The organism is Kytococcus schroeteri, assembly GCF_042433515.1.
Classification (GTDB): Bacteria; Actinomycetota; Actinomycetes; order Actinomycetales; family Dermatophilaceae; genus Kytococcus; species Kytococcus schroeteri.
On sequence record NZ_JBHLVH010000027.1, the window covers coordinates 10013 to 21243 of the forward strand.

General features: G+C 70.9%; 13 protein-coding genes. 2 read left to right on the top strand and 11 right to left on the bottom strand.

From position 1 onward, the window contains the following. Positions 1-43: 43 nt before the first annotated feature. The gene (gene truA / locus ACFFHC_RS10255) at positions 44-898 is read right to left on the bottom strand and encodes a tRNA pseudouridine(38-40) synthase TruA (RefSeq protein ID WP_379805202.1); all 855 of its coding nucleotides are present in this window, start codon (positions 896-898) and stop codon (positions 44-46) included. A 152-nt stretch (positions 899-1050) separates the two neighbouring features. On the opposite strand from truA, the gene ACFFHC_RS10260 reads away from it, so the two are divergent. Both ACFFHC_RS10260 and ACFFHC_RS10265 read left to right on the top strand, forming a co-directional pair. Beyond that, on the top strand, positions 1051-1776 hold the full coding sequence (locus tag ACFFHC_RS10260) for an HAD family hydrolase (protein ID WP_379805206.1): 726 nt from the start codon (positions 1051-1053) through the stop codon (positions 1774-1776). After that, positions 1773-4298 (top strand): glycoside hydrolase family 65 protein, encoded by a 2526-nt coding sequence (locus tag ACFFHC_RS10265; RefSeq protein WP_379805209.1) that lies wholly within the window; start codon positions 1773-1775, stop codon positions 4296-4298. Before ACFFHC_RS10260 ends, ACFFHC_RS10265 begins: the two co-directional genes overlap by 4 nt. Positions 4299-4382: 84 nt before the next feature. On the opposite strand, the gene rplQ is transcribed toward ACFFHC_RS10265, so the two are convergent. The 10 genes from rplQ to secY all read right to left on the bottom strand — a co-directional run bounded on the left by rplQ (position 4383) and on the right by secY (position 11082). Continuing rightward, positions 4383-4832 carry a 50S ribosomal protein L17 gene (gene rplQ, locus ACFFHC_RS10270; RefSeq protein WP_070703223.1) on the bottom strand — a complete coding sequence of 150 codons (450 nt, stop codon included), beginning with the start codon at positions 4830-4832 and terminating at the stop codon, positions 4383-4385. A gap of 70 nt (positions 4833-4902) precedes the next feature. Further along, a complete protein-coding gene (locus ACFFHC_RS10275; RefSeq protein ID WP_141494162.1) occupies positions 4903-5934 on the bottom strand; it encodes a DNA-directed RNA polymerase subunit alpha in 1032 nt (343 codons plus the stop codon). A gap of 157 nt (positions 5935-6091) precedes the next feature. Beyond that, positions 6092-6700: a 30S ribosomal protein S4 gene (rpsD, locus tag ACFFHC_RS10280; RefSeq protein ID WP_070703225.1), complete on the bottom strand. Its 609-nt coding sequence runs from the start codon at positions 6698-6700 to the stop codon at positions 6092-6094. Positions 6701-6717: 17 nt separating this feature from the next. Next, positions 6718-7119, bottom strand: coding sequence for a 30S ribosomal protein S11 (gene rpsK / locus ACFFHC_RS10285; RefSeq protein WP_070703226.1), 402 nt, complete (start codon positions 7117-7119; stop codon positions 6718-6720). Positions 7120-7162: 43 nt separating this feature from the next. Beyond that, positions 7163-7534, bottom strand: coding sequence for a 30S ribosomal protein S13 (gene rpsM, locus ACFFHC_RS10290; protein WP_015779995.1), 372 nt, complete (start codon positions 7532-7534; stop codon positions 7163-7165). Positions 7535-7738: 204 nt separating this feature from the next. Next, positions 7739-7852 (bottom strand): 50S ribosomal protein L36, encoded by a 114-nt coding sequence (gene rpmJ, locus ACFFHC_RS10295; protein WP_007928044.1) that lies wholly within the window; start codon positions 7850-7852, stop codon positions 7739-7741. A 96-nt stretch (positions 7853-7948) separates the two neighbouring features. Beyond that, positions 7949-8170: a translation initiation factor IF-1 gene (infA, locus tag ACFFHC_RS10300; RefSeq protein WP_015779996.1), complete on the bottom strand. Its 222-nt coding sequence runs from the start codon at positions 8168-8170 to the stop codon at positions 7949-7951. A 167-nt stretch (positions 8171-8337) separates the two neighbouring features. After that, positions 8338-9183 (bottom strand): type I methionyl aminopeptidase, encoded by an 846-nt coding sequence (gene map, locus ACFFHC_RS10305; RefSeq protein WP_141494161.1) that lies wholly within the window; start codon positions 9181-9183, stop codon positions 8338-8340. Between the two features lies 1 nt (position 9184). Then, on the bottom strand, positions 9185-9766 hold the full coding sequence (locus ACFFHC_RS10310; protein ID WP_070703227.1) for an adenylate kinase: 582 nt from the start codon (positions 9764-9766) through the stop codon (positions 9185-9187). Then, on the bottom strand, positions 9763-11082 hold the full coding sequence (gene secY, locus ACFFHC_RS10315; RefSeq protein ID WP_070703228.1) for a preprotein translocase subunit SecY: 1320 nt from the start codon (positions 11080-11082) through the stop codon (positions 9763-9765). Before secY ends, ACFFHC_RS10310 begins: the two co-directional genes overlap by 4 nt. Positions 11083-11231 lie beyond the last annotated feature (149 nt).

Here is an 11231-nt window from a genome sequence, read left to right on the forward strand (position 1 = left end):
GCGGGGCCTTCCGCTGTCCGGAGGACCGCGTGGCCGCGGCTGCTCAGGGCAGGCCGTCTCCGCCGTCGTCGAGAGTGCGCGTGGCCCGGGCCTCGGCCTGCCGCGCGGCCAGCTCCTCCGGGGCCGGGTAGTCCACCCGCTCCAACGTGAGGCCGTGGGCGGGCATCACCTGCACCGCCCCGATGCGCTGCCGCCCGGCCAGGACCTCCGCCGGCCACTCCACCGGCCGGCGCCCCTCCCCCACGGGCACCACGCCCCCCACGAGCGCGCGCACCATCGAGTGGCAGAACGCGTCAGCCACCACCACGCCCTCGATGACGCCGTCCCCACGCCGCGCCCAGGTGAACCGCTCCAGCGTGCGCACCGTCGTGGCGCCCTCGCGCGGCTTGCAGTAGGCCGCGAAGTCCCGGAGCCCCACCAGACGCCCAGCCGCCGCGTCCATGGCATCCACGTCGAGCGGGCGCCGGTGGCGCACCACCATCCCCCGGAGCCGTGGGTCCACGTCCGCCACCCGGTCCCACAGCAGATAGCGGTAGTGCCGGCGCAGGGCGGCGAAGCGCGCGTCGAACTCCGGGGGCACCACGGTGGCGCGGTGCACGACGAGGTCGCCGGGGAGCACACCGGCGAGCCGGGTGACCAGCGCGGCGGCGGGGTCCCGGCCGGAGCGCCCCGGCACCGCCGCCCAGGCCTCCTCCGGCACGTCCCCGTGGCAGACCGCCCCCGTGGCGTGGACGCCGGAGTCCGTGCGACCGGCGACGGTGAGCGGCAGGGACTCCACGCGCAGGACGGTGCACAAGGCCGTCTCGAGCTGCTCCTGGACCGTGCGCAGCCCCGGCTGCCGCGCCCACCCGTGGAAGTCGGTGCCGTCGTACGCGAGATCGAGCCGGATGCGGGGCATGGGCGGGAGGCTACCCGCCCATGCCACCGTGAGGCACCGAGGCAGTCCGACGCGGGACGCGCCATGTATCGGGTGCGGGGGGGGCGCACTCTGTGGGAGTTCGCACACCCGATGACGGCCGGCACCCGCCTCGCGCCCCCTACGCTCGAGGGATGGACCGGACTCCCCTCGCCCGCCCGCACGTCGACGCCGAGGTCGGCGCCGTGCTCTTCGACCTCGACGGGGTGCTGACCCCCACGGCGGAGGTGCACCGCCGCGCCTGGCACCGCCTGTTCACCGACTACCTGACCGAGCGCACCCGTACCACCGGGGAGCAGCTCGCCCCGTACACCAACACCGACTACTACGAGCACGTCGACGGCAAGCCGCGCCTCGACGGCGTGCGCGACCTGCTCGCCTCGCGGGGCATCGCCCTCCCCGAGGCGGAGGTGGAGGCCCTCGGCGCCCGCAAGAACGAGGCCTTCCTCGCCGAGCTCGAGGCCGGGGTGGAGCCCTACCCGGGCTCGCTGGCCCTCCTCGAGCACCTGGCGACGGTCGGCACCCCGATGGCGGTGGTCTCCTCCTCGGCCAACGCCCCGGCCGTGCTGCGCACCGCGGGGATCGACCACTTCTTCCCCGTCGTCGTGGACGGGGCCGTGGCCCGCGAGGAGGGCCTGCCCGGCAAGCCCGCCCCGTACACCTTCGAGGCCGCCGCCGAGCGCCTCGGGGTGCCGTCCGACCGCGCCGTGGTGGTGGAGGACGCCACGTCCGGTGTGGCTGCCGGTGCCGCCGGGGACTTCGCCGCCGTCGTCGGCGTGGACCGGGGGGCGGGCGCCGAGGCGCTGCGCGCGGCCGGCGCCACCGCCGTCGTCACCGACCTCGAGGAGCTGCTGCCGTGACCGCACCGAACCCCGTGACCACAGCCGCTGACGGCACCCCCCGCACCGACCCGCTGGACCGCACCCGCTTCCCGGTGGACCCGTGGCGCCTCGTGGAGACCCGCCACTCCAGCGACGACCTCGGCCTCACCGAGACGCTCTTCAGCGTGGCCAACGGCTACCTGGGCCTGCGCGGCAACCCCGAGGAGGGCCGCGACGCCCACGTGCACGGCACCTTCGTCAACGGCTTCCACGAGACCTGGCGCATCAAGCACGCCGAGGACGCCTACGGCTTCGCCAAGGTGGGCCAGACCATCGTCACGGCGCCGGACGCCAAGCTCATGAAGCTCTACGTGGACGACGAGCCATTCATCCTGGCCACCGCGGACGTGGAGTCCTACGAGCGCTCGCTGGACCTGCGGGCCGGCGTCCTCACCCGCGACGTCGTGTGGCGCACCACCGCGGGCAAGCGCCTGCGCGTGCGCTCGCAGCGCATGGTCTCGTTCGCCGAGCGCCACCTGGGGCTGCTCTCCCTCGAGGTGGAGATGCTCGACGGGGACGCCGCGGTGACGGTCTCCAGCCAGATCCTCAACCGCCAGGACGGCACCGACGAGTACGCCGTGGACGGCGAGGCGATGGGGGCGGGCTTCGATCCGCGCAAGGCCGGCGCCTTCGGCCACCGGGTGCTGCTCCCCGAGGCGCAGGAGTCCACGGAGCACCGTCTGGCCATGGGCTGGCGCACCGCGCACTCCGGCATGACCCTGGCCGTCGCCGTGGAGCACCACCTGACCACCGAGTGCGAGGTGCGCACCTCGCAGGTGGTCGAGCCCGACCAGGCCAAGCAGGTGTACGCCTTCCGCCTGGCGCAGGGGCAGACGGTGCGACTCGACAAGTGGCTGACCTACCACTCCTCCACCGGGGTCCCCGTGCCCGAGCTGGTGGACCGCTGCCACCGGACGCTCGACCGCCTCGTGCCCGAGGGCGTGGAGGGTGCGCTGACCGCTCAGGAGGGCTGGCTCGCCGACTTCTGGGCCAATGCCGACGTGGAGCTCCCCGGCCAGCCCGAGATGCAGCAGGCGGTGCGCTTCGCCCTGTTCTCCCTGGCGCAGGCCGCCGGACGGGCCGACCGTGAGGGCGTGCCCGCCAAGGGCGTCACCGGCAGCGGCTACGAGGGCCACTACTTCTGGGACACCGAGGCCTACGTGGTGCCCTTCCTCACCTTCACGATGCCCCACCTGGCCCGCAACGCGCTGCAGTTCCGAGCCCGGATGCTGCCCAAGGCCCGGGAGCGTGCGCGGGACCTCGCGCTCACCGGCGCGCTCTTCCCGTGGCGCACGATCAACGGCGAGGAGGCCTCCGCCTTCTACGCCGCGGGCACCGCGCAGTACCACATCGACGCCGACGTGGCCCATGCCGTGGCCACCTACCTCGACGCCACCGGGGACAGGGACTTCGGGCGACGCGGGGGCCTGGAGATCCTCGTGGGCACCGCCCGGATGTGGACGGACCTGGGCTTCTGGCAGCAGGGCCCCGAGCCGCGCTTCCACATCCACAGCGTCACCGGCCCGGACGAGTACACCACCGTGGTGAACAACAACCTGTTCACCAACGTCATGGCCCGCGCCAACTTGGAGCGCGCCGCCCGCGAGGTGACCCAGCTCGCCCAGGACGACCCATCCGCCTACGCCGAGCTCGCGCAGCGCTTCGACCTCCTGGCCGAGGAGCCCGAGACCTGGGCCCGCATCGCCGAGGCCGTGCACATCCCCTTCGACGAGACGCTCGGCATCCACCCCCAGGACGACCACTTCCTGGACCGCGAGGTGTGGGACCTCTCGGCCACTCCCCCCGAGCGGCACCCCCTGCTGCTGCACTACCACCCGCTGGTCATCTACCGCTACCAGGTGCTCAAGCAGGCCGACGTGGTGCTGGCGCTCTTCCTGCAGTCCGACCGTTTCACGCCCGAGCAGAAGCGCCGCGACTTCGAGTACTACGACCCGATCACCACGGGCGACTCCACCCTCTCGGCCGTGGTGCAGTCCATCGTGGCCGCCGAGGTGGGCTACCACCACATGGCGCTGGACTACTTCCGCCGGGCCCTCTACGTGGACCTGGCGGACGCCCACTCCAACACCGTGGACGGCATGCACATCGCCAACTCCGGCGGCGTCTGGAGCGCCGTCGTCTGCGGCTTCGGCGGCATGCGCGCCGTGGGGGGCCGGCTCACCTTCGACCCGCGCCTGCCGGTCGACTGGCCGGAGGTCACCTTCCGCGTGCGCTGGCACGGCACCCGCCTGCGTGTCCGCGTGGCCCAGGAGGCGATGGAGTTCACCCCCGAGCAGGGGCCGGCCACCAGCGGCTCGCCGTGCGTCGTGCACGTGCGCGGCGAGGAGGCCCGCATCGGCCCTGAGGGCGTGACCGTGCCCCTGGACGGCCAGGGACCCCGCATCGACGAGGTGCTGCGCCCCGGACGCCACGAGGGTCTGCTGCGCCGTGACGGCAGCCTCATGACCGTGAGCACCCCCGACGACATGCCGCCCGCCTGAGACCGGGCAGGCACGAGGAAGGCCCCCACCCGTCGGGTGGGGGCCTTCCTCGTGCTCACGGGCGCGGGGCCCGTCAGGGACTGCTCAGGCCTCGTCGGTCGTGGCGTCCTCGGCCTCGGTGCGCGCGGCGTTCTGCGTGGCGCGCTCGGCCTCGGTCACGACCGCCTTGCGGGCCACGGGCTCGCGGACGAGCTCGATGACCGCCATCGGGGCGTTGTCGCCGTTGCGGGGCGCCAGCTTCACGATGCGGGTGTAGCCACCCTCACGGTCGGCCACGTCCGGGGCGATCTCGGTGAACAGCTTGTGCACCACCGACTTGTCGCGGATCACGGTCATGACCTTGCGACGGTTGTGCAGGTCACCCTTCTTGGCGAAGGTGATCATGCGCTCGGCCAGGGGGCGCAGGCGCTTGGCCTTGGCCTCCGTGGTGGTGATGCGGTCGTGCTCGAAGAGCTGGGTGGCCAGACCGGCCAGCAGCAGCCGCTCGTGCGCCGGGCCGCTGCCCAGGCGCGGGCCCTTCTTCGGGGTAGGCATGTGATTTCTCCTGTGCTTTCCAAGTGTCAGCGACGCCCGCTCGGCAGGCGCCGGGTGTCACTGCGGCGGATCAGTACTGCTCGTCCTCGAGGACCTCGTCGCCCGCGGCGGCCTCGCCCTCGTCCTCGTCGCGGTCCAGCACGATGTTGGACGGGTCGAAGTCGGCCGGGGTGTCCTTCAGGGCCAGGCCGAGCTTGTGGAGCTCCACCTGCACCTCGTCGATGGACTTGTTGCCGAAGTTGCGGATGTCCAGCAGGTCCGCCTGGCTACGGGCCACGAGCTCACCCACGGTGTGGATGCCCTCGCGCTTGAGGCAGTTGTAGGAGCGCACGGACAGGTTGAGCTCCTCCACCGGCAGCGCCAGGTCGGCGGCCAGCGAGGCGTCCGTCTGCACGGTGCCCATCTCGATGCCCTCGGCCTCGACGTTGAGGTCGCGCGCCAGACCGAAGAGCTCCACCAGCGTCTTGCCGGCGGACGCCATGGCGTCGGCCGGGGACATGGAGTTCTTGGTCTCGACGTCGACGACCAGCTTGTCGAAGTCGGTGCGCTGCTCGACGCGGGTGGCCTCCACCTTGTAGGTGACGGACAGCACCGGCGAGTAGATGGAGTCGACCGGGATCCGGCCGATCTCCTGCTCGCCGCCCTTGTTCTGCTGCGCCGAGACGTAGCCGCGGCCACGCTCGATGGTGAGCTCGAGGTCGATCGCGCCCTCGTCGTTCAGCGAACCCAGGTACAGGTCGGGGTTGTGCACCTCGACGCCGGCCGGGCAGCTGATGTCGGCCGCGGTCATCTCGCCGGCCCCCTGCTTGCGCAGGTAGGCCACCACGGGCTCGTCGTGCTCCGAGGAGACGACCAGGCCCTTGATGTTGAGGATGAGCTCGGTGACGTCCTCCTTCACACCGGGGACGGTGGAGAACTCGTGCAGCACGCCGTCGATGCGGATGCTGGTCACGGCCGCACCGGGGATGCTCGAGAGCAGGGTGCGACGCAGGGAGTTGCCGAGGGTGTAGCCGAAACCGGGCTCGAGCGGCTCGATGGTGAACCGCGAACGGGCCTCGTCGACCTTCTCCTCGGTGAGGACGGGGCGCTGGGCAATCAGCACGTGCGTTTCCTTTCCGCGCAGCGACCGCTATATGACGCTGCTCGCAGTGGCACCCGACGCGTGCGTCGGGCCAGGGGCTCCGGTGGCATCTGTGGACCACCGGAGCCGGTGCGCCGGACCCGTGGGGGCCGGGCGCGGTGGCGACCGGAGTCGCTGATCAGTTCTTGGAGTAGAGCTCCACGATGAGCTGCTCGTTCAGAACGGTGTCGATCTGCTCACGCATCGGGCGGTCGAAGACCAGGATGCGCAGGGAGCCGGGGACGACCTTCATCCAGGCCGGGACCGGACGCTCGCCGAACACCTCGCGGGCGATCTCGAACGGCTGGGTCTCGGCGGACTTCGGGCGCACGTCGATGATGTCGTACTTGGACACCTGGATCGACGGCACGTCGACGCGCTGGCCGTTCACCAGGAAGTGACCGTGGGTCACCAGCTGGCGGGCGGCGCGGCGGGTCGGCGCGAGGCCGGCGCGGTAGATGACGTTGTCGAGGCGGGACTCGAGGATGGTCAGCAGGTTGTCACCGGTCTTGCCGGGGAGACGGGCCGCCTCGGCGTAGTAGCGACGGAACTGCTTCTCCATGACGCCGTACATGAAGCGGGCCTTCTGCTTCTCCTGCAGCTGGGCCAGGTACTCCTTCTCCTGCGTCCGGCGACGCCCGTGCATGCCGGGCGGGTACGGACGCGCGTCGAAGCTCTTGTCGTCGCCGACGAGGTCGACCTTGAGACGGCGGGACTTCTTGGTGATGGGGCCGGTGTAGCGAGCCATGATTCAGTCCTTTCCTCTCAGAACCGACGACGCTTGGGCGGGCGGACACCGTTGTGCGCGATGGGCGTCACATCGGAGATGGAGCCGACCTCCAGGCCGGTCGCGGTGAGGGAGCGGATGGCGGTCTCGCGACCGGGGCCCGGGCCCTTCACGAAGACGTCGACCTTCTTCATGCCGTGCTCCATGGCACGACGGGCAGCGGCCTCGGCGGCCATCTGCGCGGCGTAGGGGGTCGACTTGCGCGAGCCCTTGAAGCCGACCTGGCCGGCGGAGGCCCACGAGATCACGGCGCCGCTGGGGTCCGTGATCGAGATGATGGTGTTGTTGAACGTCGAGCGGATGTGCGCGTGGCCAGCCGCGACGTTCTTCTTGACACGACGGCGCGTGCGCGAGGCCGCGGCGCGGGTCTTGGGGGGCATGTGTACTCCTACCTAGAGCTGGGGGGTGAGGCCGAGCCGGGGCTCAGGCCTTCTTCTTGCCGGAGACGGTCTTCTTCGGGCCCTTGCGCGTGCGCGCGTTGGTCTTGGTGCGCTGACCACGCACCGGCAGACCACGACGGTGGCGCAGACCCTGGTAGCTGCCGATCTCGACCTTGCGGCGGATGTCGGCGGCCACCTCACGGCGGAGGTCACCCTCGAGCTGGAAGTTGCCCTCGAGGAAGTCACGCAGAGCGACGAGCTGCTCGTCGTTCAGGTCCTTCACCCGGGTGGAGCGGTCGATACCGCAGGCCTCGACGGCCTGCAGGGCGCGGGTGCGACCCACGCCGAAGATGTACGTGAGGCCGATCTCGACGCGCTTGTCGCGCGGGAGGTCGACACCGATGAGACGTGCCATCGTGTTCCTTCTGGTTGTCGTGGAGGTCTGGTGCACCACCAGCCCGGTGTGCCACTGCCTCGGATGATCCAGTGGTCCCGGTCCCCGGCCTCCACGCCGGGGGTGACGTCCCGCAGCTCTGCGGGGGTCGGGTGGTGCGAGTTGCTCAGTGCCTTCGCCCCCGGTGCGGGGGCGTGCGATCCGTGTCGCGTGCGGTGAGGTGCGTCAGCCCTGGCGCTGCTTGTGGCGCAGGTTGTCGCAGATCACCATGACCCGGCCGTTGCGGCGGATCACCTTGCACTTGTCACAGATCTTCTTGACGCTCGGCTGAACCTTCATGTGCCAGTGCCTTCGGATCGTGCGTGCACGCCCACCGGTGGGACCGGCAGGCGTGGACGGTGCGGATGGGGTGAGTGCTGAAGGGCCCGGAGACCCTCAGCGGTGGCGGAAGACGATGCGACCGCGGGACAGGTCGTACGGGCTGAGCTCCACCACCACACGGTCCTCGGGGAGGATCCGGATGTAGTGCTGTCGCATCTTGCCCGAGATGTGGGCGAGGACCACGTGACCGTTCGTCAGCTCCACGCGGAACATCGCGTTCGGCAGAGCCTCGACGATCGTGCCCTCAACCTCGATGACGCCGTCCTTCTTGGCCATGTCCTCCACTACTCACTTGGTCGGCCTCCCCCCTGCTGGGTTCGGCCATAGACGACGGGCTCGTGGACCACTGGACGTGGACGCACGGGTGCCCGGCCGGTCAGCCTAACGCAGAACCCCGCCCGGAGACGAATCCGGGGCGGGGTCGGGCTGCGTGTGGCCGGCGGTCAGTCCCCCAGGGGTGCGTAGCGCGCACCGGCCTCGGCCAGGCCGGCCGCTCCCCCGTCGAGCTCGGTGAGCACCCAGAGCCCGTCGGCCGTCACGGCCACGGTGTTCTCCCAGTGCGCGGCGCGGGAGGCGTCGGTCGTCACCACGGTCCAGTCGTCGGACAGCGTGCGGGTGCGCGCCGATCCGAGCGTCACCATCGGCTCCACGGCCACGGTGAGGCCCTCGGAGACGCGATCGCTCGTGCCGCGGCTGCTGAACATCGGGATCCACGGGTCCATGTGCATCTCCCGCCCGATGCCGTGACCGCCGTAGTCCTCGACGAGCCCGTAGGTGAGTCCGCGCTCCTCCTCGCGCTCCTCGAGCAGGCCCTGGATCGCGTCGCCGATGTCGAACACGCGGCCCCCGGGACGCAGCGCCCCGATGCCGTGCCACATGGCCAGGCGGGTGTCCTCCACGAGGGCGTCGATCGCCGTGTCCGCGGGCGCCCCGGGCACCACCCACGACCGGGCGGCGTCACCGTGCCACCCGTCCAGGATGGCCCCGCAGTCCACGCTCACCAGGTCACCCGCCTCGAGGCGCCGTTCGCCGGGGATGCCGTGCACGACCTCCTCGTTGACACTCACGCACAGCGAGGCGGGGAAGCCCTGGTAGCCCTTGAAGCTGGGCACCGCACCGTCGCCGCGGATCAGGTCCTCGGCGACGGCGTCGAGCTCGGCGGTCGTGCGGCCGGGGGCCAGGGCCTGCCCCACGGCCTCGAGGGTGCGCGCCACCACCAGCCCGGCGCGGCGCATGGCCAGCACCTGCTCGGGCGTCTTGCCGGGCAGCCGCTTCCCCCGTCGGAGCACGTCAGGCCCTGCCGGTGGCCGCGTCGAGCGCCTCGTTGATGCGGGTGGCGACCTCGTCGACCTCGCCGAGACCGTCCACACGGCGCAGCAGGCCACGCTTCTCGTAGGCGTCGCTCAGCGGGGCGGTCTGCTCGGCGTACACGTCCATGCGGTGGCGGACCACCTCCTCGGTGTCGTCCACGCGGCCCTCGATCTCGGCACGCTTGAGCAGGCGCTGGACGACCTCCTCGGTGTCCACCACGAGCTCGAGCACGACGTCCAGCGACTGGCCGGTCGCGGAGAGCATCGTGTCCAGGGCCTCCACCTGGCCGAGGTTGCGGGGGTAGCCGTCCAGGAGGAAGCCCTCCTGCGCATCGGCCTGCGAGAGGCGGTCGGCGACGATGCGGTTGGTCAGCTCGTCGGGGACCAGGCCACCGGAGGCGGTGATCTCCTTGACCTGCTCCCCCAGCGGGGTGCCGGCCTTGATGTTGGCGCGGAAGATGTCGCCGGTGGAGATGGCCGGGATGCCGTAGCGCTCGGCGATGCCGGAGGCCTGGGTGCCCTTGCCGGCCCCGGGGGGGCCGAGGATGATCATGCGGGTCATCGGAGGAATCCTTCGTACTCGTGCTGCTGCAACTTCGACTCGATCTGCTTGACGGTCTGCAGACCCACGCCCACGACGATGAGCAGCGAGGCACCGCCGAACGGGAAGTCACCGATCGACCCGAGGCGGTCGAGGGCGAAGAGCGGGATGAGGGACAGGATGCCCAGGTACAGGGCGCCGGGCACCGTGATGCGGTTGAGCACGTAGCGCAGGTACTGCGCGGTCGGACGGCCCGCCCGGACACCCGGCACGAAGCCGCCGTAGCGCTTCATGGAGTCCGCGACGTCGTCCGGGTCGAACGTGATCGACGTGTAGAAGAAGGTGAAGAAGATGATGAGCGTGACGTAGATGGCCACGTAGATCGGGTCGGTGCTCATCTGCAGGTGGCGCGACACCCACTCCACCCAGGCCGGCGGACGGGTGCCGTCGTTGGGCGTCTGGAACTGGGCCACCATCATCGGCAGCATGAGGATGGAGCTGGCGAAGATGATGGGGATGACGTTCGCCATGTTCATCTTCAGCGGGATGTAGGTGGAGGTGCCCCCGTACATACGGCGACCCACCATCCGCTTGGCGTACTGCACCGGGATGCGGCGCGTGCACTGCTCGACGAACACCACGACGGTCAGGATCGCCAGGCCCAGCAGCAGCACCAGGACGAACTTGTCCCAGCCACGGTCCTTGATGGCCCACAACGAGGCCGGGAAGCCGGCGGCGATGGACGTGAAGATGAGCAGCGACATGCCGTTGCCCACGCCCTTCTCGGTGATGAGCTCGCCCAGCCACATGATGAGGCCGGTGGCGGCGGTCAGCGTGAGCACCAGGAGGCTGACGCTCCACAGGGAGTCGTCGTGCATGACGGTCGGGCACTGCATGGGCGTGCCGCCGAAGAGCTGGCTGGGGTTGCGCGCGAAGCTGATGAGCGTGGTCGACTGCAGGACCGCCAGGCCGATGGTGAGGTAGCGCGTGTACTGCGTCATCTTGGCCTGGCCCGCCGCCCCCTCCTGCTTGAGGCGCTCGAAGTGCGGGATGACCACGGTGAGCAGCTGCACGATGATGCTCGCGGTGATGTAGGGCATGATCCCCAGCGCGAAGATCGACAGCTGCAGCAGCGCGCCACCGGAGAACATGTTGGTCAGCCCGAGCAACGAGTTGCTCCCCGACCCCAGAGACTGGCACTTCTGCACCAGCTGGTAGTCGATCCCCGGGGCCGGCACGTGCGAGCCCAGGCGGAAGAGGGCCATGATGCCCAGGGTGAACAGCAACTTGCCACGCAGGTCTGGCGTCAGGAACGCCCGACCGAATGAGCTGAGCACGAAACCTCCTGTGGGCCGACCCGCGGCGGCCGTCCGGTCGGGCGTGCCGGCGGGCACGACCTGCGGGTGACGTGGGCCGCCGTCCGGCGACGACCCCTGGGGCGCACGTGGCGCCAGAAGACCCTAACACCAGCAGGGCCCCGCACCGT